The 26882-nt window shown below is 67.9% G+C and carries 26 protein-coding genes; 16 read left to right on the top strand and 10 right to left on the bottom strand.

Annotation, left to right across the window (positions count from 1 at the left end):
- Nucleotides 1–18 precede the first annotated feature (18 nt).
- Nucleotides 19–1026 carry a Bug family tripartite tricarboxylate transporter substrate binding protein gene (locus AC1Q6E_RS08125; RefSeq protein WP_296558977.1) on the bottom strand — a complete coding sequence of 336 codons (1008 nt, stop codon included), beginning with the start codon at nucleotides 1024–1026 and terminating at the stop codon, nucleotides 19–21.
- 285 nt (nucleotides 1027–1311) lie between these two features.
- On the opposite strand from AC1Q6E_RS08125, the gene AC1Q6E_RS08120 reads away from it, so the two are divergent.
- Complete coding sequence (locus AC1Q6E_RS08120; RefSeq protein ID WP_492572531.1) at nucleotides 1312–2037, top strand: DUF2238 domain-containing protein; 726 nt, start codon at nucleotides 1312–1314, stop codon at nucleotides 2035–2037.
- A 106-nt stretch (nucleotides 2038–2143) separates the two neighbouring features.
- On the opposite strand, the gene AC1Q6E_RS08115 is transcribed toward AC1Q6E_RS08120, so the two are convergent.
- From AC1Q6E_RS08115 to prpF, 4 genes are all read right to left on the bottom strand, one after another.
- On the bottom strand, nucleotides 2144–3631 hold the full coding sequence (locus AC1Q6E_RS08115; protein WP_152798448.1) for a tripartite tricarboxylate transporter permease: 1488 nt from the start codon (nucleotides 3629–3631) through the stop codon (nucleotides 2144–2146).
- A 3-nt stretch (nucleotides 3632–3634) separates the two neighbouring features.
- Entirely contained in the window at nucleotides 3635–4117 is a 483-nt protein-coding gene (locus tag AC1Q6E_RS08110) for a tripartite tricarboxylate transporter TctB family protein (protein ID WP_296555003.1), read from the bottom strand.
- A 58-nt stretch (nucleotides 4118–4175) separates the two neighbouring features.
- On the bottom strand, nucleotides 4176–5129 hold the full coding sequence (locus tag AC1Q6E_RS08105; protein WP_152798446.1) for a Bug family tripartite tricarboxylate transporter substrate binding protein: 954 nt from the start codon (nucleotides 5127–5129) through the stop codon (nucleotides 4176–4178).
- 113 nt (nucleotides 5130–5242) lie between these two features.
- On the bottom strand, nucleotides 5243–6409 hold the full coding sequence (prpF, locus tag AC1Q6E_RS08100; RefSeq protein WP_492572530.1) for a 2-methylaconitate cis-trans isomerase PrpF: 1167 nt from the start codon (nucleotides 6407–6409) through the stop codon (nucleotides 5243–5245).
- A gap of 219 nt (nucleotides 6410–6628) precedes the next feature.
- Here prpF and fusA point away from each other — a divergent pair, with 219 nt between their 5' ends.
- Nucleotides 6629–8740, top strand: a complete 2112-nt coding sequence (fusA, locus tag AC1Q6E_RS08095) for an elongation factor G (RefSeq protein ID WP_296554904.1) — start codon at nucleotides 6629–6631, stop codon at nucleotides 8738–8740.
- Between the two features lie 21 nt (nucleotides 8741–8761).
- Here fusA and AC1Q6E_RS08090 read toward each other — a convergent pair whose 3' ends face one another.
- The gene (locus AC1Q6E_RS08090) at nucleotides 8762–9760 is read right to left on the bottom strand and encodes an Lnb N-terminal periplasmic domain-containing protein (protein ID WP_152798443.1); all 999 of its coding nucleotides are present in this window, start codon (nucleotides 9758–9760) and stop codon (nucleotides 8762–8764) included.
- Nucleotides 9761–9882: 122 nt separating this feature from the next.
- On the opposite strand from AC1Q6E_RS08090, the gene AC1Q6E_RS08085 reads away from it, so the two are divergent.
- Nucleotides 9883–11031: an AI-2E family transporter gene (locus tag AC1Q6E_RS08085; RefSeq protein ID WP_492572529.1), complete on the top strand. Its 1149-nt coding sequence runs from the start codon at nucleotides 9883–9885 to the stop codon at nucleotides 11029–11031.
- 199 nt (nucleotides 11032–11230) lie between these two features.
- Here AC1Q6E_RS08085 and gdhA read toward each other — a convergent pair whose 3' ends face one another.
- On the bottom strand, nucleotides 11231–12574 hold the full coding sequence (gene gdhA / locus AC1Q6E_RS08080; protein WP_152798441.1) for an NADP-specific glutamate dehydrogenase: 1344 nt from the start codon (nucleotides 12572–12574) through the stop codon (nucleotides 11231–11233).
- Nucleotides 12575–12893: 319 nt separating this feature from the next.
- On the opposite strand from gdhA, the gene sugE reads away from it, so the two are divergent.
- From sugE to AC1Q6E_RS08030, 10 genes are all read left to right on the top strand, one after another.
- The gene (sugE, locus tag AC1Q6E_RS08075; RefSeq protein ID WP_130361169.1) at nucleotides 12894–13208 is read left to right on the top strand and encodes a quaternary ammonium compound efflux SMR transporter SugE; all 315 of its coding nucleotides are present in this window, start codon (nucleotides 12894–12896) and stop codon (nucleotides 13206–13208) included.
- Nucleotides 13209–13224: 16 nt separating this feature from the next.
- Nucleotides 13225–14031: a glutamate racemase gene (gene murI / locus AC1Q6E_RS08070; RefSeq protein WP_296556445.1), complete on the top strand. Its 807-nt coding sequence runs from the start codon at nucleotides 13225–13227 to the stop codon at nucleotides 14029–14031.
- A 148-nt stretch (nucleotides 14032–14179) separates the two neighbouring features.
- A complete protein-coding gene (folE, locus tag AC1Q6E_RS08065) occupies nucleotides 14180–14725 on the top strand; it encodes a GTP cyclohydrolase I FolE (protein WP_152796994.1) in 546 nt (181 codons plus the stop codon).
- A gap of 377 nt (nucleotides 14726–15102) precedes the next feature.
- Complete coding sequence (locus AC1Q6E_RS08060) at nucleotides 15103–15888, top strand: ABC transporter ATP-binding protein (RefSeq protein WP_152796996.1); 786 nt, start codon at nucleotides 15103–15105, stop codon at nucleotides 15886–15888.
- 63 nt (nucleotides 15889–15951) lie between these two features.
- A complete protein-coding gene (locus AC1Q6E_RS08055; RefSeq protein ID WP_152796998.1) occupies nucleotides 15952–16947 on the top strand; it encodes an ABC transporter substrate-binding protein in 996 nt (331 codons plus the stop codon).
- The gene (locus AC1Q6E_RS08050) at nucleotides 16947–17795 is read left to right on the top strand and encodes an ABC transporter permease (protein ID WP_152797000.1); all 849 of its coding nucleotides are present in this window, start codon (nucleotides 16947–16949) and stop codon (nucleotides 17793–17795) included. Before AC1Q6E_RS08055 ends, AC1Q6E_RS08050 begins: the two co-directional genes overlap by 1 nt.
- Before the next feature lie 18 nt (nucleotides 17796–17813).
- The gene (locus tag AC1Q6E_RS08045; protein WP_152797002.1) at nucleotides 17814–18587 is read left to right on the top strand and encodes an SDR family oxidoreductase; all 774 of its coding nucleotides are present in this window, start codon (nucleotides 17814–17816) and stop codon (nucleotides 18585–18587) included.
- Between the two features lie 82 nt (nucleotides 18588–18669).
- Nucleotides 18670–19500, top strand: a complete 831-nt coding sequence (locus AC1Q6E_RS08040) for an IclR family transcriptional regulator (protein ID WP_152797005.1) — start codon at nucleotides 18670–18672, stop codon at nucleotides 19498–19500.
- A gap of 19 nt (nucleotides 19501–19519) precedes the next feature.
- Nucleotides 19520–20770: a TIGR03862 family flavoprotein gene (locus AC1Q6E_RS08035; protein WP_492572528.1), complete on the top strand. Its 1251-nt coding sequence runs from the start codon at nucleotides 19520–19522 to the stop codon at nucleotides 20768–20770.
- Between the two features lie 60 nt (nucleotides 20771–20830).
- On the top strand, nucleotides 20831–21040 hold the full coding sequence (locus tag AC1Q6E_RS08030; protein WP_152797009.1) for a heavy-metal-associated domain-containing protein: 210 nt from the start codon (nucleotides 20831–20833) through the stop codon (nucleotides 21038–21040).
- Here AC1Q6E_RS08030 and dinB read toward each other — a convergent pair.
- Together dinB and AC1Q6E_RS08020 are read right to left on the bottom strand one after the other, a co-directional pair.
- Nucleotides 21007–22083: a DNA polymerase IV gene (gene dinB, locus AC1Q6E_RS08025; protein WP_152797010.1), complete on the bottom strand. Its 1077-nt coding sequence runs from the start codon at nucleotides 22081–22083 to the stop codon at nucleotides 21007–21009. The two genes, AC1Q6E_RS08030 and dinB, sit on opposite strands and share 34 nt — an antisense overlap.
- A 25-nt stretch (nucleotides 22084–22108) precedes the next feature.
- Nucleotides 22109–22843: a glycosyltransferase family 2 protein gene (locus tag AC1Q6E_RS08020; protein WP_152797013.1), complete on the bottom strand. Its 735-nt coding sequence runs from the start codon at nucleotides 22841–22843 to the stop codon at nucleotides 22109–22111.
- A 179-nt stretch (nucleotides 22844–23022) separates the two neighbouring features.
- Here AC1Q6E_RS08020 and AC1Q6E_RS08015 point away from each other — a divergent pair, with 179 nt between their 5' ends.
- Nucleotides 23023–24435 carry a DEAD/DEAH box helicase gene (locus AC1Q6E_RS08015; protein ID WP_152797014.1) on the top strand — a complete coding sequence of 471 codons (1413 nt, stop codon included), beginning with the start codon at nucleotides 23023–23025 and terminating at the stop codon, nucleotides 24433–24435.
- Nucleotides 24436–24472: 37 nt separating this feature from the next.
- On the opposite strand, the gene gluQRS is transcribed toward AC1Q6E_RS08015, so the two are convergent.
- A complete protein-coding gene (gluQRS, locus tag AC1Q6E_RS08010) occupies nucleotides 24473–25363 on the bottom strand; it encodes a tRNA glutamyl-Q(34) synthetase GluQRS (RefSeq protein WP_492572527.1) in 891 nt (296 codons plus the stop codon).
- A gap of 226 nt (nucleotides 25364–25589) precedes the next feature.
- Between gluQRS and AC1Q6E_RS08005 the strand changes: the two genes are divergently transcribed.
- Nucleotides 25590–26519 (top strand): DnaJ C-terminal domain-containing protein, encoded by a 930-nt coding sequence (locus tag AC1Q6E_RS08005; RefSeq protein ID WP_152797018.1) that lies wholly within the window; start codon nucleotides 25590–25592, stop codon nucleotides 26517–26519.
- Between the two features lie 2 nt (nucleotides 26520–26521).
- Nucleotides 26522–26839, top strand: coding sequence for a chaperone modulator CbpM (locus AC1Q6E_RS08000; RefSeq protein WP_152797021.1), 318 nt, complete (start codon nucleotides 26522–26524; stop codon nucleotides 26837–26839).
- Nucleotides 26840–26882 lie beyond the last annotated feature (43 nt).

The raw sequence follows: 26882 nt of genomic DNA, 5'->3' as shown, positions 1-26882 counted from the left end.
CGGGGGAGGCGGACGCGGTCAATCGGCCTGGATGCCGAATTCCTTGACCACCTTGCCGAAGAATGCGTATTCGTCGGCGGTCAGCTTGCCCAGGGCCTCGGGCGTGCCGGGTTTGGCGAAAGCGCCGAAAACGCGCATCTTGGCGACCACGTCGGGCATTTTCAGGATTTCGGCCATGTGCCCGTTCAGCGTGCGCACGACGTCGGCCGGCGTGCCCTTGGGCGCGTACAGTCCCTGCCAGGCGGCGATGTTGATGTTCTTGTATCCCAGTTCGGCCATCGAGGGCGCGTCCGGGGCGAGCGGGGTGCGTTCCGCCGCGCCGTTGGCGAGGATGTGGATCTTGCCCGAGGGAAGATAGGGCTCCACCGGTCCGTAGGTCATCCAGCTCAGCGCCACGTGGCCGCCCAGCAGGTCGTTGACGGCGGGCGCGACGCCCTTGTAGGGGACGTGGGTGATTTTGACGCCGGCGGCCTGGTTGAAGAGCTCCCCCAGGATGTGCATGGGTGAACCCGAGCCGGGGCTGGCGTAGGTCAGCGCCTTGCCCGCCTTGGCGTCCTTCAGTACCTGGGCGACCGAGGTATAGCCCGAGGCCTGGCCGGCCACCAGCAGCAGGGGCTGGGACGCGGTCTGGGTGATGGGGGCGAAGTCCCGGGCGGGGTCGTAGGTATCGGCCGAGTTGGTCTTGACCACGTGGGTGGCCATCGAGAAGGTGCTGGGGGCCAGCAGCAGGGTGTAGCCGTCGGGCTTGGCGCGCGCGACGTAGTTGCTGCCGATGATGCCGCTCGCGCCAGCGCGGTTCTCGACGATCACGGGCTGGCCCAGGCGCTGCGTGAGCTTTTCGCCGAAGAGGCGGGCCATGGCGTCGGTGTCGCCGCCGGCGCCGTAGGCGACGACGATGGTGATGGGCTTGGCCGGATAGTCGGCCGCCATCGCGGGCAATGACGTGGAAAGCGCGCCGGCGGCCGCCAGCACGGCAGTCAGCGCGAGGGTGGCGCGCCTGCCGGAGTGGAGTTGGGTGAACATCATGATGACCATCTGCATAGAAAGGAGAAGGGCCGGCGGGCGGGGACGGGGCTCGTGGCCCAGCCGGGGGGGGCCGGCCGGCGGCACATGCGCGGGCATGTGTGGCGAGGTTATACCGCAGCCGTTCGCGGCGTGGATCCCGGCTTTGTATCTTCCAGGGAAAGCGATAGGTGGGCGCGCGCAACATGCCACGGGTGAAACGGCGTTGGAACGCGGGGCCGGACAGCGTGTACCGATGGCGTAGACTGGCGGCACAGCATGGTCGCAGGAGGCGAGATGGAGCCAGGCATGGGGACGGGGTACCGGCGCTACGTGGCATGGCTGGCGCTGGCGTTCGCGGCGGTCTGGGCGGCGCTGGCGATCCGGCCGCTCGACAGGTCGGATTGGGCATTGGAAAACGTGCTGGTGGTCGGGTTCTGTGTCGGGTTGGCCGCGAGCTGGAGGCATTTTCGCTTCTCGCGCCTGTCGTACACGCTGATCTTCGTCTTTCTTTGCCTGCATGCGATCGGCGCGCACTATACCTACGCCAAGGTGCCCTACGACGCGTGGTGGCAGGCCCTGACGGGGCGCAGCTTCAACAGCTTGTGGGGCTGGGAGCGCAACAATTTCGATCGCGTGGTGCATTTTTCGTACGGACTGCTGCTGGCCTATCCGATACGCGAAGTATTCCTGCGGGTGGCCGACGCCCGGGGGTTCTGGGGCTACTTCCTGCCCCTGGAGTTCACCCTGGCGACTTCCGCCATGTTCGAGTTGTTCGAGTGGGGCGCGGCCGAGGTCTTCGGCGGCGACCTGGGCGTGGCCTATCTGGGCACCCAGGGCGATGTCTGGGACGCGCACAAGGACATGGCCCTGGCTGCCTGCGGCGCAGTGGTGGCGATGATGGCCACGGCAGCGGTGAACCGCTGGCTGCAGCGGGATTTTTCGCGGGAATGGTCCGAGAGCCTGCGGGTCAAGGACCGGCGCCCCTACGGCGACGAAGCAATCGCCCGCATGATGCGGCAGGCGCGAGACTAGGCTGGGTCACCATGTATGTCCCTGGATGCCAGGGATCGGGTTCTTGAGCCGTTCCTGGCCGGTGGGGCGCAAGCGCCGCGGGCCGGGGCCCGCGGCGAGGCCGGTCTCATGCGTTGCGCTTGAGCCTGCGCAGCAGCAGGGGCAGCACCAGGGCGGCGGCGGCCAGCGCGAGCAAGGTGGCCGAGGTCGGCGTCGAGACCAGGATCAAGGGATTGCCCTCGCCCACGGCCAGGGCGCGCCGCAACTGCGTCTCCGCCATGGGGCCGAGGATCAGGCCGATCAGGACCGGCGCGATGGGGAAGTCGTAGACCCGCATGATGTAGCCCAGCAGGCCGATGCCGAACATCATCGCCATGTCGGCCCACGATGTCGCCACGCCCCAGATGCCCACCATGGCGAAGATCAGGATGCCGGCATACAGGTAGGGCCGGGGGATCAGCAGCAGCCGCACCCACAGGCCCACCAGCGGCAGGTTCAGGACCAGCAGCATCAGGTTGCCGATGTACAGCGAGGCGATCAGGCCCCAGACCAGTTCGCCGCTGTTGGTGAACAGGAAGGGGCCGGGCTGCAGGCCGTAGCTCTGGAAGGCCGCCAGCAGCACGGCCGCCGTGGCGGAAGTGGGCAGGCCCAGCGTCAGCAGCGGCACCAGCACGCCGGCCGCGGCGGCGTTGTTGGCGGCCTCGGGGCCGGCCACGCCTTCGATCGCGCCCTTGCCGAATTCACCCGGGTGCTTGCAGAGCTTGCGTTCGATCGTGTATGAGAGGAAGGTCGGGATTTCGGTGCCGCCGGTGGGCAGCGCGCCGATGGGGAAGCCCAGCGCCGTGCCGCGCACCCAGGGTTTCCAGGATCGCTTCCAGTCCTCGCGGGTCATCCAGGTGCCGCCCGAGAGCGGGTTGATGCGCGGCGGGGCCTTGCTGTAGCGGCTGGCGACATACAGGATCTCGCCCACGGCGAACAGCGACACCAGCACCACCGTCAGTTCGATGCCATCGAGCAGGTCGGCCGAGCCGAAGGCCAGGCGGGCCTGGCCGGTCTGGCTGTCGATACCCACCACGCCCATCGCCAGCCCGAGGAACAGGGAAATGAAGCCCCGCACGCGCGAGGTGCCCAGCACCACGGAGACGGAGGTGAAGGACAGCACCATCAGCGCGAAGTAGTCGGCCGGGCCGAAGACGAAGGCGAGTTCGGCGATGGCCGGCGCGACGAAGCTCAGCGCCAGCGTGGCGATGGTGCCGGCCACGAAGGAGCCGATGGCCGCGGTGGCGAGGGCGGCGGCGCCGCGGCCCGACCGGGCCATCTTGTTGCCTTCGAGCGCGGTCATCATGGAGCCGCTCTCGCCCGGCGCGTTGAGCAGGATGGAGGTGGTCGAGCCGCCGTACATGGCGCCGTACAGGACGCCGGCGAACATGATGAAGGCGGCGGTGGGGGCGATCTGCACGGTGACGGGCAGCAGCAGCGCGATCGTGAGCGCCGGGCCGATGCCGGGCAGCACGCCGATGGCGGTCCCCAGCACGGAGCCGAGGAACGCCCAGAACAGGTTCATCGGTTGCAGGGCGACGCCGAATCCGGAAAGCAGGGCGTTGACGGTGTCCATCGATTACCACCCCGCGGGAGGAAAGGCCGCGCCCAGGCTCACGCCCAGTTGCGAGAAGCCGAGCCAGCAGATCACGCCCAGCACGAGGCCGATGGCGCAGTCGAACACCACTCGCCGCGAGCCGAAGGCGCGGGTGACCAGGGCGAACGAGCCCATGGCGGTCAGGGGAAAGCCCAGGGGCTGCATGGTCAGCAGCGGCAGCGCGGCGCCCGCCGCGGCCCACAGCAGGGCCGGGCGCGAGGCGCCGGCGTCGGCCTCGGCGTTTTCCACTTCCTGGGGAGCGAAGGTCTCGCCGCGGGCGATCTGCACCAGCAGCAGGCCGCCCAGGACGATCAGGGCCGCGCCCACGGCGCTGACGAAGAAGCCCGGGCCCAGCGCGGCATAGCCGCCGATCTGCGGCAGGGTGCCGCCTTCATAGAGCCAGACCGCGCCTATGGCCATGACGGCCAGGCCCAGCCACCAGGGGCGCCTTGGGGGTGTTGTCATCGTGTCGTCTCCGGTGGGCGCCGGCGGCGGCGCCCGGTGCCTCGTGTTGGCTTGGACCCTACTTGACCAGTCCGACGTCCTTCAGCACTTCGGCCTGGCGCGCCTTTTCCTTGGTCAGGAAGGCGGCGAAGTCGTCGCCGGCCAGGTAGGCGTCGTCCCAGCCGCGGTCGGCCAGCGCCTTCTTCCATTCGGGCGAGGCGTGCAGCTTGGCATAGCGCTGCAGCCACATGTCGCGGCCGGCCTTGCTCATGCCGGGCGCGCCGATGATGCCGCGCCAGTTGCCGATGACGACGTCATAGCCGCTTTCCTTGAGCGTGGGCGCGTCGATGCCCGGCAGGCGTTTGTCGGAGGACACCGCGATGATGCGGATGCGGCCCTGGTCGACGAAGGTCTTCAGTTCGGACAGGCCCGAGATGCCGATCTTGCCCTGCCCGCTGGCCAGCGAGGTGACGACTTCCGCGCCGCTGGTGTAGGGCAGGTAGTTGACCTTGGTCGGGTCCAGCTTGGCCGCCTTGGCGATCAGCGCCGCGGTCACGTGGTCGGTGCCGCCGACCGAGCCGCCGGCCACCGCGGTGCCGCCCGGGTTGGCCTTCATCGCCTGGACGGCGTCGGCGATGGTCTTGATGGGCGAGTTGGGCGCCACCACGATCGCGCCGGCGTCGTCGGTCAGCCGCACCAGCGGCACGGTCTGGTCCAGCGTGATGGGGGACTTGTTGGTGATGATGGCGCCGACCAGGATGGCACCCATGGACATGATGGCGTTGTCGTCGCCCTTGCCGGTGCGCACGAATTCCGCCAACCCGATGGTGCCGCCCGCGCCGCCCTTGTTGGTGACCTGGAACCCGTCGGTGAAGATGCCCGCCTGCTGCATGACCTGCAACGGCACGCGCGCGGCGCCGTCATAGCCGCCGCCGGGGCCGCCCGGCGCCATGACCTTGGCGGGGGCCGCGATGCCGGCCAGCGGCACGGCGGCGATGGCGAGGGCTGCAACCGCTTTCTTGACGAACTTCATGCATGTCTCCTTGTTGCGGTGGTCGGCGGAAAGGCCGCCTGATCAAAACGGGAACGGCAAGAGGCCGCTCCGCTACGAATACAGTATCGGTCCAAACCCGCGCGGGGGGGAAGTCATTCCCACGGCGGCACCAGCACCGCGCCGTCCATCAATCGGCGGGCCGTGCGGCTCATGGCCACCAGCGCGACGTTCCAGCGCCCGTCCTGGCCGCGTGCCTGGGCGCCGACTTTCAGCGTGCCCGAGGGGTGGCCGAAGCGCAGTTCGCCGCGGGGGCCGCCCAGCACGTCGGCCAGCACCGTGCCGGGCACGGCGGCGGTGGCGGCGATCGCGACCGCGCCGGTGCCCGTCATGGCGTGGTGCAGCTTGCCCATGGAGAAGATGCGCACGTTCAGGTCGATGTCGCCGGCGCCGACGGCGCGGCCGCTGGAGGCCGTATAGGCGGCGGCCGGGGCGGCGAAGGCGAGCTTGGGCGTGTGCTGGCGGTGCGCGGTGGCATGGGCGGCGTCGGGCGCCAGCCCCATGGCCACGGCGGCATGGGCGCGGATGGCCTCGGCCCTGGCCAGCAGTTCGGCGTCGTTGTTGATGTCGGGTTGCAGTTCGGTGCCAGCCAGCCCCAGGGACGAGGCAGCCACGAAAACGGTGGGGTTGCCGGCATTGACCAGCGTCGCCCGGATTTCCCCTACTTCTGGAATGGTCAGCACGTCGGCCGCCCTGCCGGTGGGAAACATCGCGCCTTCAGGGCCGTCGCCGCCGCCGGGATCCAGGAATTCCAGCCGCACTTCGGCGGCCGGAAAGGTCACGCCGTCCAGTTCGAAGTCACCCAGCTCCTGGACCTGGCCGCCCCGCACCGGCACGTGGGCGATGATGCGCTTGCCCAGGTTGGCCTGCCAGATGCGGACCACGGCGATGCCGTCGCCATTCGGCCGCACCAGTCCGCGATGGATGGCGAAGGGGCCGACCGCGGCGCTGAGGTTGCCGCAGTTGCCGCTCCAGTCGATGACGGGCTGGCCGATGGTGACCTGGCCGAACCAGTAGTCGACGTCGCAGCCGGGGCGGGTGCTGGGGCCCACGATGACCACCTTGCTGGTGCTGGAGGTGGCGCCGCCCATGCCGTCGATCTGCTTCTCGTAGGGGTCGGGGCTGCCGACCACGCGCATCAGGACGCGGTCGCGGGCGGCGGAGTCGGCGGGGAGGTCGGTGGGCAGGAAAAACACGCCCTTGCTGGTGCCGCCGCGCATGTAGAGGGCGGGAATGGCACGTTGTCTGTCGGTGGCGGTCATGGTGGATCGAATTGCCGGTTTCGGATTGTTTTCAGGAAACGCGCCCATATCTGCGAGGTTACTACGAGGCGCGCGGGAATGTCCGGGCTGCCAGCAGGGGTGTGGCGCGCAGCCCCTCCCGGCCTGGCCAGAATCGGTGCAAACTAGCTCCTCCGCCGTTTCCTACCCGGAACCGGCGCGGCTCGCATTTCGTTCCATCAACCTTTCGACGAGATAGCCATGACCCGCAAGACCCCCATCGAGCGCTACCGGAACATCGGCATCAGCGCGCATATCGACGCCGGCAAGACCACGACGACCGAGCGCATCCTGTTCTACACCGGGGTCAATCACAAGATCGGGGAAGTCCATGACGGCAACGCCACCATGGACTGGATGGAACAGGAGCAGGAGCGCGGCATCACGATCACCTCCGCCGCCACCACGGCGTTCTGGAAGGGGATGGCCGGCAACTACCCCGAGCATCGGATCAATATCATCGACACCCCGGGGCACGTGGACTTCACCATCGAGGTCGAGCGCTCCATGCGGGTGCTGGACGGCGCCGTCATGGTCTACGACTCGGTCGGCGGCGTGCAGCCGCAGTCCGAGACCGTCTGGCGCCAGGCCAACAAATACCATGTGCCGCGCATGGCTTTCGTCAACAAGATGGACCGTGTCGGCGCGGACTTCTTCCGCGTGCAGCGGCAGATCGTCGACCGCCTGAAAGGACGGGCGGTCCCCATCCAGATCCCGGTGGGCGCCGAAGACCATTTCGAGGGCGTGGTCGATCTGGTCAAGATGAAGGCCATCATCTGGGACGAGGCCAGCCAGGGTGTGCGCTTCGAATACCGGGACATCCCCGCCGCGCTGCAGGCGACGGCCACGGAGTGGCACGACAAGATGGTGGCCGAGGCGGCCGAGGCCGACGACGAGCTCATGGACAAGTACCTGAACGGCGGCACGCTGACCGACGACGAGATCAAGCGCGGGCTGCGCAAGCGCACCGTGGCGGGCGAGATCGTGCCCATGCTGTGCGGCAGCGCCTTCAAGAACAAGGGCGTGCAGGCCATGCTCGATGCCGTCATCGACTATCTGCCGTCGCCGGTGGACGTGCCGGCCATCAAGGGCGTGGACCTGCACGACGGCGAAATCGAGCGCCATCCGGCGGACGACGAGCCTTTCTCGGCGCTGGCCTTCAAGATCATGACCGATCCGTTCGTCGGCCAGTTGATCTTCTTCCGGGTGTATTCGGGCATCGTGCGTTCGGGCGACACGGTCTTCAATCCGCTCAAGGGCAAGCGCGAGCGGCTGGGCCGGATCGTGCAGATGCACGCCAATGAGCGCCGCGAGATCAAAGAGGTCTACGCGGGCGACATCGCGGCCGCCGTGGGGCTGAAGGAAGCCACCACGGGCGATACGCTGTGCGAGCCGGACCATCCCATCATCCTCGAGCGCATGGTGTTCCCCGAGCCGGTCATCTCGCAGGCGGTGGAGCCCAGGACCCAGGTCGACCAGGAAAAGATGGGCATGGCGCTGAACCGGCTGGCGCAGGAGGATCCGTCGTTCCGCGTGCGCACCGACGAGGAGTCGGGACAGACCATCATCTCGGGCATGGGCGAACTGCACCTGGAGATCCTGGTCGATCGGATGAAGCGCGAGTTCGGTGTCGAGGCCACGGTGGGCAAGCCCCAGGTCGCCTACCGGGAAACGGTGCGGTCCGCGGTGCGCGACGTCGAGGGCAAGTTCATCAAGCAGTCCGGCGGACGTGGCCAGTACGGCCACGTGGTGATCTCGCTGGAGCCCCAGCCAGCGGGCTCGGGCTACACGTTCGTCGATGCCATCAAGGGCGGCGTGGTGCCGCGCGAGTTCATTCCCGCGGTCGACAAGGGCATCCAGGATACGCTGGGCTCGGGGGTGCTGGCGGGCTATCCGGTGGTGGATGTGAAGGTCACGCTGACCTTCGGCTCCTATCACGACGTGGACTCGAACGAGAACGCGTTCCGCATGGCGGGTTCGATGGCTTTCAAGGAAGCCATGCGGCGGGCCGATCCGGTGCTGCTGGAGCCCATGATGAGCGTCGAGGTCGAGACGCCCGAGGATTTCATGGGGAACGTGATGGGCGACCTGTCGTCGCGGCGGGGCATGGTGCAGGGCATGGAGGACATCGCCGGCGGGGGCGGCAAGCTGGTGCGCGCCGAGGTGCCGCTGGCCGAGATGTTCGGCTATTCCACCACGCTGCGTTCACTCACGCAGGGGCGCGCCACCTACACGATGGAGTTCAGGCACTACGCCGAGGTGCCGCGCATGGTGGCCGACGTGGTCATCGGCCAGCGCAAGCGGGGCGGTTGAGGCCGGCGGGCCTGGCGTCCGCTAGGGCTGCGGGATGCCCGGCACGCCGCGCCGTATGGCGGCCGGGAAATCCGGATCGGCGTCGGCGTCCCGCGCCCGCTGCGTGATGCGGCCCAGCCGCGTGAGTTCCGCCAGCGGATGCGAGGTGTCCAGCCCGCGCACGTCGTAGATGTAGCCGGGCAGGTAGCCGGCCAGGACCAGCCGGTAGTCCATGGGCAGGCCGGGGATGATCCGCGTCATCATGTGGTAGACGATGGTCGTGCAGTTGGCCGTGATGGTGTGGTAGAAGCGCGGCGTCGACACGAGCTTGTTGGCCTCGTCCACGTAGGCCAGGAACAGCGACATCATGGCCTCGCGCGGCATGGACACCCGGTACAGGTAGTCGTCCTCGCCGCGGACGTTGGTGCGCACGCGGACGATGTCGCGCTCGTCGGCCGCCACGACGCTGGTCTCGAATTCCTTGAAGAAACCGCCGATGGACGAGAATTGCTCGTGACGTTCCTTGCGGATCTCGACCGAGAACACCAGATGGCGGCCGTCCTCGAAGCCGAACGACACCAGCGTGTGGGCGATGGCCTCGATGGTCCAGTAGGACAGGATCAGGTCCACGCTGGCCAGCCTGGCCAGGTCGTAGCTGCGCGTTTCCCAGCGTGGGGTGTAATCGGTGGCGCTGCGCCAATCGAAGTTGCGCACGTTGCGCAGCGTGACCACGTGGCCGTCGACCTGGCCCGTGGTCATCTGCGCGACGTCGTCGGCCCAGATCCTGTCGTTCGACGGCGCAATGCCGCGCCACCAGGCCAGGAGCAGGCCGAACGCCACGATGTACAGGCCCACGCCCCAGGCCGGGCGTCCCGCCAGCGTCAGCCACAGCATGCCCAGGCCGAACACCGCGCCGGCCATGGCCGCGGCGATCTTGACGGGCAGGGGGCCGGGAACCTGGTAGCGCAGGGCGAAGGCGGCCCAGAGCGTGGTGGGCAGGAAAACCAGGACGGCCAGGGCCGACAACAGAAAGGTTCGCATGGGCCCGAACATACCATTCCCGGCCACCCGGCGGCAGTCCCCGCGCGAAGCCGCCCCGCAATGGCCACGCTAGCTGGTACAGTTGTCGGCGACGTTTCCCGGTTCACCGCTCGCGACCACTCATGACGCTTCCTGTCTTTTCCGCCCGCCTCGTGGCCCGCTGGCTGCTGATCCTGATGCTGCTGGCTGGCGCCTATTTCTTCAGCGGGTTTCTCGTTCCCGGCCTGGCCGCGCTGATCATCGGCCTGGCCAGCTGGCCCCTGTACCGGCACTGGGTCCGGTTCTGCGGCGGCCGCACGACGCTGGCGGCCTCCGGCGCGCTGCTGGTCATCGTGGTCGGGCTGATCGTGCCTTTCGCCTACGCCCTGTCCTATGCCATCCAGGAGGCCAGCAACCTCGTCCGCTGGCTGCTAGAGGCCAACCGCGAGGGCCTGGTCGTCCCGCACTGGGTGACCGGGCTGCCGCTGGTCGGCGAGCGCCTGGCCGGCTATTGGGAGGAACACCTGTCGCGGCCGCACGCGCTGGGGGCCTGGGTGCAACTGATCAGCGGCGAGCACCTGGGCAACATCTACCGCGTCGTGTTGTCCACCACGGGCAACGTCTTCCACCTGGCGCTGACGGTGGTGTTCATGCTGATCATCCTGTTCTTCGTCTACAAGGACGGCGAGCGCATGGTCGGACAGCTCGACACGGTGGGCGAGCGTGTGCTGCCGGTGCGCTGGACCCGGCTCTCGCGCGTGGTGCCGGCCACCATCAGCGCGACCGTGACGGGCATGGGCCTGATCGCCATCGGCGAAGCCGTGGTGCTGGGCACGGCCTACTGGATCGCCGGTGTGCCGTCGCCGGCGCTGCTGGGCCTGATCACCGGCTTCATGGCCCTGGTGCCCGGCGGCGCCCCGCTGGCCTTCACCATGGTCTCGCTGTACCTGATCGGCTCGGGCAAGCTCATCGCCGGCATCGGCCTGTTCGCCTGGGGCACGCTGGAACTCTTCATCGTCGACAAGACCCTGCGTCCCCGCCTCGTGGGCGGCCCCGTCAAGCTCCCCTTCCTGCCCACCTTCATCGGCCTGGTCGGCGGCGTACAGACCATGGGCCTGGTCGGCCTCTTCGTCGGCCCCGTCCTGATGGCCCTCCTGGTCGCCATCTGGCGCGAATGGCTGCGAGAGGAAAGCCCCCCCAAGGGGAAGCCCACCCCCTACGCCCTTCGGGCGCCCCCTCAAGGGGGCGGCGCTGGCGGACCGGCGAAGCCGGATCCGCGGCGCCCTGGGTAGGGGGCAAAACAAAATGGCCTCGCTTCAAAAAAGCGAGGCCATTTTTTCTTCATTTCCAACTGCTGGCAGCCAGCGAAGCACCGGCGTCACAACCCACGAAACCCGAACTAGACCCAGGATGCGGAGGATCCGGCTCCGCCGGTCCTCGCGCATCGCCCCCTGGGGGGGCGCCCGTAAGGGCGTAGGGGGGGGGACTTAATCAATACACCCCTTGCGCCATCATCGCGTCGGCCACCTTCACGAAGCCGGCGATGTTGGCGCCGTCCACGTAGTTGACGGTGCCGTCGGCGCGGCTGCCGTGGCGCACGCAGTTTTCGTGGATGTCCTTCATGATGGCGCGCAGGCGTTCGTCGACTTCGGCGTGGTGCCACGACAGGCGCTGCGAGTTCTGCGCCATTTCCAGGCCCGACACGGCGACGCCGCCGGCGTTGCTGGCCTTGCCGGGGGCATACAGGGTGCCGGCCCGGGCGAAGACGTCCACGGCTTCCAGCGTCGAGGGCATGTTCGCGCCTTCGGCCACGCACAGCACGCCGTTGCCGACCAGGGTCTCGGCATCCTTGTGGTTGAGCTCGTTCTGGGTGGCGCAGGGCAGGGCGATGTCGACCGGGATGTGCCAGGGGCATTTGCCGGCCTCGAACGACAGCTTATTGCGCGAGGCGAAGTCGGCCAGGCGGCCGCGCTGGACATTCTTGAGATCCATGATCTCCTTGAGCATGTCGGCGCTGATGCCGTCCTTCACGTACAGCGTGCCGTCGGAGTCGGACAGGCTCACGACCTTCGCGCCCAGGTCCACCGCCTTTTCGGCGGCGTACTGCGCGACGTTGCCCGAGCCCGAGATCGACACGGACTTGCCGTCGAAGCTCTGGCTCTTGCGGTACAGCATCTGTTCGGCGAAGTAGATGGTGCCGTAGCCGGTGGCCTCGGGACGCATCAGGCTGCCACCGAAGGCCAGGCCCTTGCCGGTGAACACCGCCGCGGCGCTGTTGGAGAGCTTCTTCATCATGCCGGCCATGAAGCCCACTTCGCGGGCGCCCACGCCGATGTCGCCCGCCGGCACGTCGGTGTCGGGGCCGAGGTGGCGGTAGAGTTCCAGCATCAGGGCCTGGCAGAAGCGCATGACTTCGCCGTCGCTCTTGCCCTTGGGGTCGAAGTCGGAGCCGCCCTTGCCGCCGCCCATGGGCAGGGTGGTGAGCGAGTTCTTGAAGGTCTGTTCGAACGCCAGGAAGCGCAGGATGGACAGGTTGACCGACGGGTGCAGCCGCATGCCGCCCTTGAACGGGCCGATGGCCGAGTTGTGCTGGATGCGGAAGCCGCGGTTGACCTGGGTCTGGCCGCGGTCGTCGACCCAGCACACGCGGAACTGGATGATGCGTTCGGATTCCACCAACCGCTCCAGCAGGCCATGCTCGGCGTAGCGCGGATGCTTCTGCAGGAAGGGCCAGAGGCTGGTCATGACCTCCTTGACGGCTTGCAGGAATTCCGGCTGATCAGGATCGCGCAGGGCGACTTGCGAGAGAAAGCTGTCTAGGCTGGCGTGTTTCAATATTGGCTCCGTTGAATGTCCGGGCGCTTGGGGTCATCCTGCCGCAGTGGGCTGCCAGCGGCATCGAGGGCTGCACCTTTTGCGTGCGGCAAGTGTTCTGATGTGGTGCATTGCACCGAAAAAACGCGGCATTGTAATCGTGTTTTTCCGTCATCATGTAGATAAATCACGACTTTATGCACGCATTTAGTGCGATCCTTAAAAAGGGACGGATCATGGTGATTCGACGTTTCCGGGTGTTAAATGGGGACGGAGCAAGGCGGGGACGACCCTGCCGGGAATGACGAATGGGGACGGCCCCGCAATCAGGAAAACAATCATGGCTTGGACCCTTTTGATCATCGCCGGACTGATGGAGGTCGGCTGGGCGATCGGCTTGAAATACACGCACGGATTCACGCGGCTGTGGCCTTCGGTGGGCACGATCGCGGCCATCGTCGTCAGTATGGCGCTGCTGGGGGTGGCGATGCGCACGCTGCCGGTCGGCACCGCCTACGCCATCTGGGTCGGCGTGGGCGCGGTGGGTACCGCGGCACTGGGCATCCTGCTGTTCGGCGAGGCCGCCAGCCCGGCGCGCCTGATCAGCCTGGGGCTGATACTGGCGGGTATCATAGGCTTGAAACTGGCTTCCTAGCGCGCATTTCCATTCCATGATCACCGCCGCCCCCGACGGGCCCTTAGGCATTTTCGACTCCGGCGTGGGCGGCATCAGCGTGCTGAGCGCCGTCCGGCAGGCCTTGCCGCGCGAAGACCTCCTGTACGTGGCCGATAGCGGCCATCTGCCGTATGGAGAGAAAACGCCGGCATACATCGTGTCGCGCGCCCTGCGCCTGGCCGAGTTTTTCCTGTCGCGCCGGGCCAAGGCGGTGGCGATTCCGTGCAACACGGCCACCGCTGTGGCGGTGGAGGCGCTGCGCGACCGCTATCCGGACCTGCCTATCGTCGGCATCGAGCCCGCCGTCAAGCCCGCGGCGCGGCTGACCCGATCCGGCGTGATCGGGGTGCTCGCCACCACGGGCACCTTGCTTAGCGAACGCTTCCATGCGCTGGTCCGGCGCGAGGCGCCGGGCGTGGAAGTGCTGCTCAAGCCTTGCCCCGGGTGGGTGTCGCTGGCCGAGGAGGGGTGGACGCCGGACCGGGACCATCTCGTGGCCGAGCCGCTCGCGGAACTGGTCGAGCGCGGCGCCGACGTGCTGGTCCTGGGCTGCACGCATTTCCCTTTTCTGATCGATCCGATCCGGCGCCATGTGGGGCCCGACGTGGCGGTGCTGGAGACCGGCGTGCCGTTCGCCCGGCAGTTGCAGCGGCAGTTGTTGGCGCACGGACTGGCGCGCGGGGCGGGAGAGGGCGGGGTGGCTTTCATGACCAGTGGGGACGCGGCCGAGACGGCACGGCGCATCGCGCGGCTGACGGGGCGCGAGGCCGCGGTCGAGCGCCTGCCCCGGGAGTATTGCTGACGGTGCCCCACGGTTCCGACTCGGGAGCGGGGTAGGGCCTTTCCGGCTCCGCCCGGGGCGATGGGGTATCCTCACGCCTTCCGCGGGCCTTCGCGCCGCGACCGGCCGGTCCAGCGCCGCCGTTTCCACGGATACCTCGGGAGCCTTCATGTCGCTCGAACAGCACTATACGTCCATACTCGAACAGCTCGGCGAAGATCCGGGCCGGGAGGGCTTGCGCGATACACCCAAGCGCGCCGCCAAGGCCATGAAATACCTGTGCCAGGGCTACACGCAGAATCTCGACGAAATCGTCAACGGCGCCCTGTTCTCGTCCGACACCAACGAGATGGTGCTGGTCAAGAACATCGAACTGTATTCTCTGTGCGAGCACCACCTGCTGCCGTTCATCGGCAAGGCGCACGTGGCCTACCTGCCCAACGGCAAGGTGCTGGGCCTGTCCAAGGTGGCGCGCATCGTCGACATGTACGCCCGGCGTCTGCAGATCCAGGAGAATCTCTCTCTGCAGATCGCCGAGGCGGTCCAGGAAGTGACCGGCGCCCTGGGGGTGGCCGTGGTCATCGAGGCCCAGCATATGTGCATGATGATGCGCGGCGTCGAGAAGCAGAACTCGTCGATGGTCAGCTCCGTCATGCTGGGGGCCTTCCGCGAGAATCCCTCGACGCGGGCCGAGTTCCTCGAACTGATCCGCTAAGGCGGCCGGCGCGGCCGCGCCGGCCGGTCTCGCGCACCGGACGGGTGCGGCTCCCTTCTTTTCCTGAGCGGGCATGGTGCGATGTCGCCCCATCATGGGGCTGCTGCGCCTTGTGCCAGGCCCGAATCGGCCCTGGTCCGGTCTTTGCTAAGTCTTCGGTAGTGGTTTACCCCAGTCGCGCCTGCAAAATCGAGGCGCTATATTTTTGCCACTGTTCCGTATATGAGATGAGGTTTCGTATTTAAGACGAAGAACGATGCCGGACCAGCGATCGAATAACACTATCGCAGTGTCCGGGCCTCCGCAACCGCGGGGCCGGGTGGTTGTGCTCCCCGTTCGTCGCCGTATCGAAGTTCCGGTTCCTACAGGCCAGCACCATGAATGAAATCGAGTTCCGCAAAGTCGGCAAGCGCTTCCAGGACCGCCAGACGGGGCAACCCCGCGCGGCGGTCACCGACGTCAACCTGAGCATACGCCGGGGCGAGGTGGTGTCCATCATCGGGCCGTCCGGCTGTGGCAAGAGTACGCTGCTGAACATGGGCGCCGGCCTCTACCTGCCCAGCGAGGGCGAGGTGTACGTGGGGGGCGAGCGCGTCACCAGGCCCGTGCGCAAGGTGGCGTTCATGCTGCAGAAGGATTTGCTGATGCCCTGGCGCACCATCCGGGCCAACGTCGAGCTGGGGCTGGAGATCGATGGCGCTCCCGCCCGCGAACGCAAGGTGATCGCCGACGAACTGCTGGCCAAATGCCACCTGAAGGGATTCGAGGAACACTATCCCTACCAGTTGTCGGGCGGCATGCGCCAACGCGCCGCGCTGGCCCGCACGCTGGCCGTGGACCCGCAGGTGCTGCTGCTGGACGAGCCTTTCTCGGCGCTGGATGCCCAGACCAAGATGGTGCTGCAGCAGGACCTGGCCAAGATGGTGTACGAGAAGCGCAAGACGGCGCTGTTCATCACCCACGATCTGGTGGAGGCCATCGCGCTGTCCGACCGCCTGTTGGTCATGAGCGAGCGTCCCGGTACGATCATCGAGGAAATCATCATCGACCTGCCCATGCGGGACAACCCGCTGGAGCGGCGCAAGCTGCCGGAAATCGGTCCCTTGCAGGGGCGCTTGATGGAATTGCTGAAGGTGGGCAAGGAAACCGCCGAACTGCACTGAGCCGTCCATTCTCCCGATCACGCACGTCGCGCCCAAGGGCGCCCATTCTCTACAGGAAGCCCTATGAAAAAAGCTCTGGTTTCGTTCAGCTTCAAACTGGCCGCCGTCGCCGTGGCTGTCGCCTCGCCTTTTGCCGTCCACGCCGCGCCCGAGGAAGTGAACTATCTGCTGCCCGCGCCGCCCACGCTGCCGGCCTTCGCCCCGTGGATGATCGCGCAGCAGCGCGGCTACTATGCCGATGAGAACATCAAGGTCAATTTCGTGCTGGGCAAGGGCGGGGTCGACGTCGCCAAGCAGATCGGCGCCGGCAATGCGGTGATCGGCGGCGCCATCGGCGATACGCCCATCATCGTCCGCGCCAATGGCGTGCCGGTGAAGGCGGTCGCGGTGCTGGGCGCCGGCTCGCTGTCGGCGCTGGCGGTCAAGAAGGACGGGCCGATCAAGTCGGTGGCCGATCTCAAGGGCAAGACCGTGACCGTGATCTCCTACAGCGACACGACCTACTACGCGCTGCTGGGCACGCTCAAGAAGTACAACCTGAGCAAGAACGACGTCTCCATCCAGGCCGCGGGCCCGGCCGGCGTCTGGCAATTGTTCGCCGCCGGCAAGTCCGATGGCATGGCCGCCACGCCCGACTGGCTGGTCGATGCCGACGAGGCCACCAACGGCAACGTCGACTACCTGAAGATCGACAAGCCGTTCAACAGCATGGCGCAGGCCATCATCGCCTCGGACGAGACGATCAAGAAGAACCCGGACCTGATCAAGCGCCTGGTGCGCGCGACGCTGCGCGGCATGCAGGATGTGATGAAGGACCCGAAGAGCGCCGCCGCCACCTACGCCCAGGCCGCGCCGGCCTTCAAGGGCAAGGAAGAGAAGCTCGAGCGCATCCTGCGCCTGTACAACAAGTATGTGTACGCGGACCAGAAGGTGCTGGGCCAGATGGATACCGCTCGTCTGGCGGAGGTGCAGAAGTTCTACGTGTCGGAAGGCATCGTGTCCAAGGCCGCGCCCTTGACCGATCTTTATACGAACCAGTTCGTCGGGGTTGAGCGGTAATGTCTGTCTCCGCATCCAACGAAAGCGCGCCCGCCGCGGCGGGCGCCGGCAAGCCGGCGGGCCGCCCATTCTTCTCGGGCAAGGTCGCCACGGCCGCCGGCAGCCTGCTGGTCCTGGTGGTGTTCCTGGCCGCCTGGGAATGGGGGCCCGGCCTGCTCAAGATGCCGGAGTTCATCCTGCCGCGCTTCAGCCGCGTGGTCCAGGAGTTCGGCCACATGTGGCAGACCAGCGAACTGCTCATGCACAGCGGCATCACCGCGTTCGAGGTGATCGTCGGCTTCATCCTAGGTGCCTTGCTGGGCCTGGTGGTGGGCGTGGTGCTGGGCCTGTCGCCCACCACCGAGTCCATCCTGTCGCCGTACATCCTGGCGCTGCAGATCGCGCCCAAGGTGGCCTTCGCGCCGTTGTTCGTGATGTGGCTGGGCTACACCATCTATCCCAAGATCCTGGTCGCCATCCTGATCGTGTTCTTCCCGGTCATGATCAACGTGCTGTCGGCGGTGCGCACCGTGGACCCGGACATGGTCAACCTGGTCCGCACGCTCAACGCCAGCCGCTGGCAGATCTTCCGCCTGGTCGAGTTCCCGTCGGCGCTGCCGGCGCTGTTCTCGGGCCTGCGCATCGCCTCGACGCTGGCCGTCATCGGCGTGACCGTGGGCGAGCTGGTCGGGGGCAACCTGGGCCTGGGCTTCCTGTTGGTCGACGGCGAGGGGCAGGGCAACACTTCGGCCGTGTTCGTCACGATCGCGGTGCTCACGCTGATCGGCATCGTCGCCTACGCGGGCGTCGTCTGGGCCGAGAAGCGCGTACTTCACTATCTGCCGCGCGCGGCCACCACTACGGTCTGAGCGCGGGTAATGGGAGCAATGTTGGATTCAAGCACTATCGGTAATCTCCTGCGGGGCCGCCGCATCCTGGTGACGGGCGCGGCGCGCGGGCTGGGCTACGAGTTCGCGGTGGCGCTGTGCCAGGCCGGCGCGCAGGTGGCCATGGCCGACATCCTGGCCGACACGCTGAAGCAGGCGGTCGAGTCGTTGCAGGCGCGGGGCTTTCCGGTGCATGGCATCGAAGTCGACCTGGGCGACAAGGCCTCCGTCGAGAACTGCGCGGCGCGCGCCACCGAGCTGCTGGGCGGGTTGGACGGACTGGTGAACAACGCCGCCATCACCAACTCGGGCGGACGCACCGCGCACCAGCTCGAGGTCGAGGTGTGGGACAAGGTCATGCAGGTCAACGTGCGCGGCACCTGGCTGATGTCCGTCGCCTGCCACGCGGCGCTGAAGGCGTCGGGCCGGGGCGCCATCGTCAACCTGGCGTCGGACACGGCGCTGTGGGGCGCGCCCAACCTGATGGCCTACGTCGCCAGCAAGGGCGCGGTCACGGCCATGACGCGGTCGCTGGCGCGCGAGTTCGGCGCCGACAATATCACCGTCAATGCCATCGCCCCGGGGCTGACCCTGGTCGAGGCGACGGAGTACGTGCCCGAGGCGCGGCACCAGCTCTATCACGACCAGCGTGCGATCCACCGCGAACAGGTGCCGGAGGACGTGAGCGGATCGGTGATCTTCGCCTTGTCGGATCTCGCGCGCTTCGTCACCGGCCAGCTCCTCCCGGTCAACGGCGGATTCGTGATGAATTGAAAAAAGGCTCGCGGTGTGGCCGGCACCGCCTGTCGGGACCGGTATCATTCCGTCCGCAAGCCATCAGACAGTCGGTCACACTATGAGCAAAGGGAACATTCCGGAGGTCGCGCAGGACAAGTATCTGGTTCCGGCGCTGGAGCGCGGCCTGTTGTTGCTGGGACAATTCAACCACGTCGATCGCAAGCTGTCGGCGCCGGAACTGGCGCGCCGCCTCAGCCTGCCGCGTTCCACCGTCTTCCGGCTGCTGATGACCCTGGAATCCATGGGCTTCGTCCAGCGCGCCGAGGGCGGGCACGATTATCGGCTCGGCCTGGCGGTGTTGCGGCTGGGGTTCGAATACCTGGCCTCGCTCGAACTGACCGAGCTGGGCGCGCCGCTGCTCGAACGCCTGCGGGGCGAGATCGGGTTTTCGTGCAACCTTGTCGTGCGCGATGGCCGCTCCATCGTCTACGTCGCCAAATCGTCGGCGCCCACGCCTTTCACCAGTTCGGTCCACGTCGGCACGCGGCTGCCCGCGCACGCCACGGTGCTGGGCCGGGTCCTGCTGGAAGACCTCACGCTGGACGAGCTGCGCGAGCTGTTTCCCGAAGAGCACCTGGAAAGCTATTCCTCCAGCACGCCCACGACCGTGATGGATCTGTACGAGATCGTGCAGAAGGATCGCGAGCGCGGTTATGTCTTGCAGGAAGCCTTCTTCGAGGCGCGGGTCTCGACGATCGCCGCGCCGGTGCGCGACGCTTCCGGCCGCATCGTGGCCGCGCTGGGCGCCACGATTCCTTCGTCGCGTTTCGAGCCCGAGCGCATCGACGACCTGGTCGCGCGGGTGCGCAGCACCGCCATGGAGTTGTCGCGCCTGTTGAATTATTCGCCCGAGAAGCGGCAGGTCTTGGGCCGGGCCGTCAACCTGTGATCCAGGCGGAATGCCGGCCATGGCCGGACCGTTGACCGTGCCCGCCCGCGCCGCGGTGGTGGGGGCCGGACCCGCGGGCCTGATGGCCGCCGAGGTGCTGGCCGGGGCCGGCATCGCCGTGGACGTCTATGACGCGATGCCGTCGGCGGGCCGCAAGTTCCTGCTGGCCGGCATAGGCGGCCTGAACATCACCCATTCCGAACCCGCCGCCGCTTTCTTTTCCCGCTATGGTGACCGCGCCGGCGCGGTCGCGCCCCTGCTCGAGGCGTTCGGCGCCCAGGCCGTGCGCGACTGGGCGCATGGCCTGGGCATCGACACCTTCGTCGGATCATCGGGCCGGGTCTTTCCCAAAGAGATGAAGGCCGCGCCGCTCTTGCGGGCGTGGCTGCATCGCCTGCGGGGTCTGGGCGTGCGCCTGCACATGCGGCATCGATGGCTGGGGTGGGGAGCGGGTGGAGCGCTGGACTTCGACACGCCCACGGGGCGCGCGGCCCATCGCCCCGATGCGGTCGTGCTGGCCCTGGGCGGCGCGAGCTGGCCGCGGTTGGGCTCGGATGCCGCCTGGGTGCCGTGGCTGGCCGGACGCGGCGTACGCATCGCACCGCTGGCGCCGGCCAATTGCGGTTTCGAGACCGGCTGGAGCCAGCACTTCCGCGAACGCTACGCGGGGCAGCCGGTGCGCGCGGTGACGCTTTCCCTGTCCGACGAGCAGGGCGAATGGCGCCGGGGAGGCGAGTTCGTCGTGGCCGATTATGGCGTCGAAGGCAGCCTGATCTATGCCGCGTCGGCCCGCCTGCGGGAGGCCATCGACCGCGACGGCCATGCCGGACTGCGGCTCGACCTGACGCCGGGGCTCGCCATCGACCGCGTCGCCGAGGAACTGGCGTGGCCGCGCGGCAGCAAATCCATGGCCAACCATCTGCGCGCGCGCATCAAGGTGGACGGCGTGAAGGCAGGCCTCTTGCGCGAGGTCGTGCCGGCGGCCGATTTCCATGATCCCGCCAGGCTGGCCCGCTGGGTGAAATCGCTGCCGCTGACGCTGCGCGCGCCGCGGCCCATCGAGGAGGCCATCAGCAGCGCCGGTGGCGTGGCGTTCGACGCCATGGACGAACACGGCATGCTGCGCGGGTTGCCCGGGGTTTTCTGCGCGGGCGAGATGCTGGATTGGGAGGCGCCCACCGGCGGCTATCTGCTCACCGCCTGCCTTGCCAGTGGCCGGTGGTCGGGGCTGGGCGCGGTCCGTTGGCTGGCGCAGCGCGACGGCGCTTGACCTTCCCATCGTAGGAAGGGGAATACTGGCTGCACCATCACGAACGAAAGGAGTCATGCCATGCTGCAATTCCAAGTGCAGGGAATGAGCTGCGGCCACTGCGTCAAGGCCGTCACCCAGGCCGTGCAGTCCGCCTATCCCCAGGCGCGCGTCGAGGTCGATCTCGGCGCCGGGAAGGTCCGCGTCGACCAGGCCGGCGATGCCGCGCGCATCGCGCAGTTGATCGCCGAGGCCGGCTATACGGTGTCGGGTTCCGAAACCGTGGGCTGATCGCCGAACAGGGCGAGCTGCCCGCCGGGGGCTCCCAGCCGCACGCCCAGCCCCATCAGGCGCACGGCGCGCGGATTGCGGCGGAAGGCCGTGGTCAGCAGGATGCGGAATTGTTCTTCGTCCAGCGCCGCGCCCACGCCCTCGGCGGTGGTGCGGTTGAAGTCCGAGAAGCGCAGTTTCACGAACAACTTCTGGATGTGGTTCTGGGCGTCGGCGCGGCGCACGCGCGCATCGAGCTGGTCCAGCATCTCGCGCAGGAGTTCCTGGCACGCCTCCAGCGTGTGCAGGTCGGTGACGAAGGTCTGCTCCACGCTCACCGATTTGCGCTCGCGGCTGGGCGAGACCTCGCGGTGGTCGATGCCGCGGCACAGGTCGTACAGGCGTTCGCCGAACACGCCGAATTGCTCGCGCAGCCGGTCGTGTTCCCATCCGCGCAGGTCGGCGCAGGTCTCGACGCCCAGCGCCTTGAGCCGCGCGCCGGTCACCTTGCCCACGCCGTGGAGCTTGGAGACGGGCAGGGCCGCCACGAAAGTGTCCACGTCCCGGGGGCGCACCACGAACAGGCCGTCGGGCTTGTTCCAGTCGCTCGCGATCTTGGCGACGAATTTGTTGGGCGCGACGCCAGCCGATACCGTGATGCCGACGGCCTGCGCCACGCGTTGCCGGATCTCGTTGGCGATCAGCGTGGCGCTGCCTTGCAGCCGGTCGCTGCCGCTGACGTCCAGGTAGGCTTCGTCCAATGACAGCGGTTCGACCAGTTCGGTGTAGTCGCGGTAGATATCCATGATCGCGGCCGAGGCCACCCGATACATCTCCATCCTGGGCGGAATGATGAGCAGGTCCGGACACAGCCTGAGCGCGCGCGCCGACGACATGGCCGAATGGACGCCGTACTTGCGCGCCTCGTAGTTGCAGGTGGCCACCACGCCCCGGGTTTCCGGCCGCCCGCCCACGGCCAGCGGCCGGCCTCGAAGGCCGGGGTCGTCGCGCATTTCTATCGATGCGTAGAAGCAGTCGCAATCGCAGTGGATGATCTTGCGCATGGCCGCGTTCGCCGGTTGGCGGTGCCTATTTCAGGCTGAGCTTCGCATAGCGATAGAAGCTGCCCGCGGCGGCGGTGGCCGCCAGCAGGAACCCGTGGCGGCCGTCCAGGAAGCCGCGCTTGAAGACGTACAGCCGCACGAAGGTCCAGGCGCCATGTCCGATCGCGGCGCCCACGCCGGCCCGCCGGCCGCGCATGTGCAGGGCCTGCGCGCTGTCGGTGGAATAGCGGTTCATCTTCGCGATGGCGGTGTCCAGGTCGGGATAGGTGTAGTGCAGCAGATGCGGCGCCAGGTGCCCCGCCTCGCCGCCGGCGACCACCTTTTCGTGTACCAGATCGTCGCTGAAGCGGGCCGTGCCGCGCCGGAACAGGCGCAGCACGCGATCGGGCCACCAGCCGCTGTGCCGGATGAAGCGGCCGCAGAAACTGGACAGCCGTGGCATGTCGTAGGCGTCGTGGCGCGGCGCGCGCAGGACCTCGGCGATCGCGGCGGCCAGTTCGGGCGTCACGCGTTCGTCGGCATCCAGCGACAGCACCCAGTCGCCGGTGGCCAGGGCCAGCGCACGGTTCTTCTGCGGGCCAAAGCCCGGCCAGTCCGGGGTGATCTCGACCCGGGCGCCATGCCGGCGCGCGATGTCCACCGTCTCGTCGGTGCTGCCCGAATCGACCACGACGATCTCGTCGGCGAAGCGGACCGATTCCAGGCAGTCGGCCAGATTGCGGGCCTCGTTGCGGGCGATGATGATGACGGACAGGCGCATGGCGCATGCGGAGCAGAATGGCGATGCCGCCATTACAGCATGGTGCGCCGGAGGCGGGCCGGGCCGTCGCCGGTTTTTCCTTCTGGTTGACAGGCTGGCTTTTGAGGTAAAATCTAAGTCTTTGATTTTTCTGGACTATTGATACGCATCATCTGTTGCGGCATTGGTGGTCCCCCACCATGACAGATATAGCGGCATCAGGGCCCAGTTCTTTTGCCGATTTCGGCCTGCACCCCGACATACTCAAGGCGGTCGTCGCCACCGGGTACACCATTCCGACGCCTATCCAGGCGCAAGCAATCCCGGTCGTCACCAACGGCCGCGACGTAATGGGCGCAGCGCAAACCGGAACCGGAAAGACCGCGGCTTTCACCCTCCCCATCCTCCATCGGCTCATGCCCTTGGCCAACACCAGCGCTTCGCCGGCAAGGCATCCGGTCCGTGCGCTGATTCTCACGCCCACGCGCGAGCTGGCCGACCAGGTGGCCGACAACGTCAAGCGCTACAGCCAGTTCACGCCCCTGCGCGCAGCCGTGGTGTTCGGCGGGGTCGACATCGGTCCCCAGAAAGAAGAGGTGCGGCGCGGCTGCGAAGTGCTGATCGCGACGCCGGGACGCCTGCTCGATCACGTCGAGCAGAAGACCATCAACCTGGGCCAGGTCGGCATGCTGGTGCTGGACGAGGCCGACCGGATGCTCGACATGGGCTTCCTGCCGGATCTCGAACGCATCATCCGCCTGCTGCCCCAGCAGCGCCAGACGCTGCTGTTCTCGGCCACCTTCAGCAACGAGATCCGCAAGCTGGCGCGCTCGTACCTGACGGAACCGGTCGAGATCGAGGTCGCGGCACGCAACGCCACGGCCGACACCGTCAGCCAGATCGCCTACAAGCTCAGCGGCGACGCCAAGCGCGCGGCGGTCGTGCACCTGGTCAAGTCGCGCGGCCTGAAGCAGGTCATCGTGTTTTCCAATACGAAGATCGGCACTGCCCGCCTGGCGAGGGAACTGGAGCGCGATGGCGTGCGCGCCGAATCCATCCACGGCGACAAGACCCAGGCCGATCGCATGAAGGCGCTCGAAGCCTTCAAGGCGGGCGAACTGGAAGTGCTGGTGGCGACCGACGTCGCGGCCCGCGGCCTGGACGTGGCCGGCGTGCCCTGCGTGATCAACTACGACCTGCCCTACAACGCCGAGGACTACGTGCACCGGATCGGCCGCACCGGCCGTGCCGGCGCGTCGGGCGAGGCCATCGCGCTGTTCACGTCCGAGGAAGAGCGTTTCCTGCTCGACGTCGAGAAGCTCATCAAGCGCGAGATCCCGCGCGGCCAGCTGGATCTGCCGGCTTCGCTGTCGGCGTCGTCGCGCGGCGAACGCCCGGCTCGCAGCCACGGCGGGCGCGGGGATCGCGGCGAGCGCGGCGAGCGCCGCCGCTACGAGGCGCCGGCCAAGCCCGCCGACGATTTCTTCTTCCGTCCCTACGTGCCCGCGAACGGCACCGAGCCTGTCCGTGGCGAGGCGCCTCCCGTACCGCCGCGCACTTCCGCCAAGCGGCCGCTGGCCGTGCTGCTGGGCGGTGGCAAGAAGGACGACTGACCGCCAGGTCATATCGGGGCGCCCGCGCGCCCCGGCCTCATCCCGGACGTATATCCCATCGCCGTGCCCAGCGGCCCGTCGCCTCGGCCAGGAAGGCCGGGATGTCCGCCGCCGGCAGCGGTTCGAACTGCAGGTGGCGCCACGCGGCCTGTAGCGCGGCCAGCGGCCGCTGCGTATCTATAGCGGCCGCACCGGTCTGCTTCGACAGTTTCTGTCCATCGGCATTGATCACGACCGGCACGTGCATCCATCGGGGAACCGGCAGCGCCAGCAGCGTCTGCAAGGTTTTCTGCCTGGGCGTGGAGCCGAGCAGGTCCTCGCCCCGCACGACGTCGGTGACGCCTTGTTCGGCGTCGTCCACCACGACGGCGAGTTGGTAGGCCCACATCCCATCCGCGCGAAAGAGCACGAAGTCGCCCACGTCGGCGGCGACATCCTGTTCGACCAGACCCACCCATCGATCGTCGATGCGCACGATGTCCGGCGGCACGCGCAGCCGCCAGGCACGCGCCGGCTTGCCGTGGAGCCCGTCGCGGCAGGTGCCCGGATAGGGCAGTTCGCCGGCCGGCAGATAGCCGCGCGCGCTCAGGATGGAGTCGGCGATTTCCTTGCGCGTGCAGCCGCAGGCGTAGACCAGGCCCTGGCGCCGCAGCGTATCGAAGGCCTCGCGATAGGCCTGGTGGCGCGAGGACTGATAGAGCACCCCGCCGTCCCAGTGCATGCCCAGGGCCCGCAACTGGTCGAGAATGACGCGGTCCGCGCCCTCCACGACCCGCGGCGCATCCAGGTCCTCCACGCGCACCAGCCAGCGCCCGCCATGGGCCCGGGCGTCGAGATAGCTGGCCAGCGCGGCTGCCAGCGAGCCTTGGTGCAGAGGGCCGGTGGGGCTGGGAGCAAAGCGGCCCACGTAGTCCGGTGACGCGTGCATGAGGGGACGTCGTTCAATAATGGGTTCGAATGGGATTCCCGAAGAATACGGCACAAATCGCGGAGGTTCTGCTGTCCGGCCCGCCCTGCTAGACTGGAGACGGACGCAGGCTCCGCCTTCGGCCCCCGGACGATTGAAATCGGTCGGCGTGTCCCACATATAAAGCAGTGATCGGCCGGCCCGGCGATGTGCCGGGCCGGCGCCTTTACTTTGCGAGACCGCGGCTATGGAGTTCAAGGACTACTACGCTACTTTGGGCGTCGAGCAGGGGGCGTCGGACGACGACATCCGGCACGCCTACCGCAAGCTGGCCCGCAAGTACCATCCGGACGTCAGCAAGGAGCCCGACGCCGAGCAGCGCATGCGCGACGTCAACGAGGCCTACCAGGTGCTGAAGGATCCCGAGAAACGGACCGCCTACGACAATCTGGCGGCGGGCGTTTCGTCCGGCGGCGATTTCCGGCCGCCGCCCGACTGGGACAGCGGGTTCGAGTTCCGCGGGGCCAGTCCCCACGACGATGCGGCGTTCAGCGAGTTCTTCTCGTCGCTGTTCGGCGCGCGCCACCGGCCGGGCGGCGCGCAGATGCGCGCCCGGGGCGAGGATCACCACGCGGCCATCGAGATCGACCTCGAGGATGCCCTGCACGGCGCCACCCGCGATATTTCGCTCCGCTCCATCGGCCACGACGAGAACGGGCAGCCCCGGCTGCAGACGCGTACGCTGAGCGTGCGCATCCCGGCCGGGATCCGGGAAGGGCAGTTCATCCGGCTGGCGGGGCAGGGCATGCCGGGCCTGGGCGGAGGCGAGAACGGCGACCTCTACCTCGAAGTCCGGCTCAAGCCTCATCCGCGCTATCGGGTCGAAGGCCGGGATCTGTACATGGACCTGCCGGTGGCTCCCTGGGAGGCCGCGCTGGGCGCCACGGTGCGGGCGCCCACGCCGCATGGGCCGGTCGAGGTCGGCGTGCCGGCGAATTCGCGCAACGGCCGCAAGCTGCGCCTGAAGGGCAAGGGCATCCCGGGGGACCCGGCCGGCGATTTCTATCTGGTGCTGGAGATCGCCTGGCCGCCCGCCGATACCGAGAAGGCGAAGGCGGCCTATAGGCACCTGGCGCAGGAAGTGCCCTTCGACCCGCGCCGGAACCTGGGAGACTGACGATGAAGACGGTTGCCGTCACCGCCACGCTGGTGGGCAAGGAACAGCCGCTCAGTACCGGGGAACTGGCCCGGGCCTGCGGCGCGGAGGAGGCCTGGGTGCTGCAACTGGTCCGGGTCGGCATCATCGAGGCCAGCGGCCGCCAGGCCGATTGGTGCTTCGACAGCGCGGCGCTGCGGCAGGCGCTGGCGGCGCGTGACCTGCAGCGCGATTTCGACGCCAGCCTGGACGCGGCCGCCCTGATCCTCGACATGAGCAACGAGATACGGCGGTTGCGTGCGCGGCTGCGGGTGCTGGGCCTGGACGCCGACGGCCGCTGAGTACCTGGTTTTCGGGTTTACCCTAGTGCCGACGGGAGGGCGG

The sequence above is a fragment of the Pigmentiphaga sp. MLSB6-MA01 genome (assembly GCF_058793475.1).
Note: the sequence above shows the minus strand (reverse complement) of the source record. Positions and strands in the feature narration are given on the sequence as shown.

Excerpts from the sequence above, each read along its gene's own strand:
- AC1Q6E_RS08125 (WP_296558977.1), bottom strand. The coding sequence starts at position 1,026 with ATGATGTTCACCCAACTCCACTCCGGCAGGCGCGCCACCCTCGCGCTG.
- AC1Q6E_RS08120 (WP_492572531.1), top strand. The coding sequence starts at position 1,312 with ATGGGGACGGGGTACCGGCGCTACGTGGCATGGCTGGCGCTGGCGTTC.
- AC1Q6E_RS08115 (WP_152798448.1), bottom strand. The coding sequence starts at position 3,631 with ATGGACACCGTCAACGCCCTGCTTTCCGGATTCGGCGTCGCCCTGCAA.
- AC1Q6E_RS08110 (WP_296555003.1), bottom strand. The coding sequence starts at position 4,117 with ATGACAACACCCCCAAGGCGCCCCTGGTGGCTGGGCCTGGCCGTCATG.
- AC1Q6E_RS08105 (WP_152798446.1), bottom strand. The coding sequence starts at position 5,129 with ATGAAGTTCGTCAAGAAAGCGGTTGCAGCCCTCGCCATCGCCGCCGTG.
- prpF (WP_492572530.1), bottom strand. The coding sequence starts at position 6,409 with ATGACCGCCACCGACAGACAACGTGCCATTCCCGCCCTCTACATGCGC.
- fusA (WP_296554904.1), top strand. The coding sequence starts at position 6,629 with ATGACCCGCAAGACCCCCATCGAGCGCTACCGGAACATCGGCATCAGC.
- AC1Q6E_RS08090 (WP_152798443.1), bottom strand. The coding sequence starts at position 9,760 with ATGCGAACCTTTCTGTTGTCGGCCCTGGCCGTCCTGGTTTTCCTGCCC.
- AC1Q6E_RS08085 (WP_492572529.1), top strand. The coding sequence starts at position 9,883 with ATGACGCTTCCTGTCTTTTCCGCCCGCCTCGTGGCCCGCTGGCTGCTG.
- sugE (WP_130361169.1), top strand. The coding sequence starts at position 12,894 with ATGGCTTGGACCCTTTTGATCATCGCCGGACTGATGGAGGTCGGCTGG.
- murI (WP_296556445.1), top strand. The coding sequence starts at position 13,225 with ATGATCACCGCCGCCCCCGACGGGCCCTTAGGCATTTTCGACTCCGGC.
- folE (WP_152796994.1), top strand. The coding sequence starts at position 14,180 with ATGTCGCTCGAACAGCACTATACGTCCATACTCGAACAGCTCGGCGAA.
- AC1Q6E_RS08060 (WP_152796996.1), top strand. The coding sequence starts at position 15,103 with ATGAATGAAATCGAGTTCCGCAAAGTCGGCAAGCGCTTCCAGGACCGC.
- AC1Q6E_RS08055 (WP_152796998.1), top strand. The coding sequence starts at position 15,952 with ATGAAAAAAGCTCTGGTTTCGTTCAGCTTCAAACTGGCCGCCGTCGCC.
- AC1Q6E_RS08050 (WP_152797000.1), top strand. The coding sequence starts at position 16,947 with ATGTCTGTCTCCGCATCCAACGAAAGCGCGCCCGCCGCGGCGGGCGCC.
- AC1Q6E_RS08045 (WP_152797002.1), top strand. The coding sequence starts at position 17,814 with ATGTTGGATTCAAGCACTATCGGTAATCTCCTGCGGGGCCGCCGCATC.
- AC1Q6E_RS08040 (WP_152797005.1), top strand. The coding sequence starts at position 18,670 with ATGAGCAAAGGGAACATTCCGGAGGTCGCGCAGGACAAGTATCTGGTT.
- AC1Q6E_RS08035 (WP_492572528.1), top strand. The coding sequence starts at position 19,520 with ATGGCCGGACCGTTGACCGTGCCCGCCCGCGCCGCGGTGGTGGGGGCC.
- AC1Q6E_RS08030 (WP_152797009.1), top strand. The coding sequence starts at position 20,831 with ATGCTGCAATTCCAAGTGCAGGGAATGAGCTGCGGCCACTGCGTCAAG.
- dinB (WP_152797010.1), bottom strand. The coding sequence starts at position 22,083 with ATGCGCAAGATCATCCACTGCGATTGCGACTGCTTCTACGCATCGATA.
- AC1Q6E_RS08020 (WP_152797013.1), bottom strand. The coding sequence starts at position 22,843 with ATGCGCCTGTCCGTCATCATCATCGCCCGCAACGAGGCCCGCAATCTG.
- AC1Q6E_RS08015 (WP_152797014.1), top strand. The coding sequence starts at position 23,023 with ATGACAGATATAGCGGCATCAGGGCCCAGTTCTTTTGCCGATTTCGGC.
- gluQRS (WP_492572527.1), bottom strand. The coding sequence starts at position 25,363 with ATGCACGCGTCACCGGACTACGTGGGCCGCTTTGCTCCCAGCCCCACC.
- AC1Q6E_RS08005 (WP_152797018.1), top strand. The coding sequence starts at position 25,590 with ATGGAGTTCAAGGACTACTACGCTACTTTGGGCGTCGAGCAGGGGGCG.
- AC1Q6E_RS08000 (WP_152797021.1), top strand. The coding sequence starts at position 26,522 with ATGAAGACGGTTGCCGTCACCGCCACGCTGGTGGGCAAGGAACAGCCG.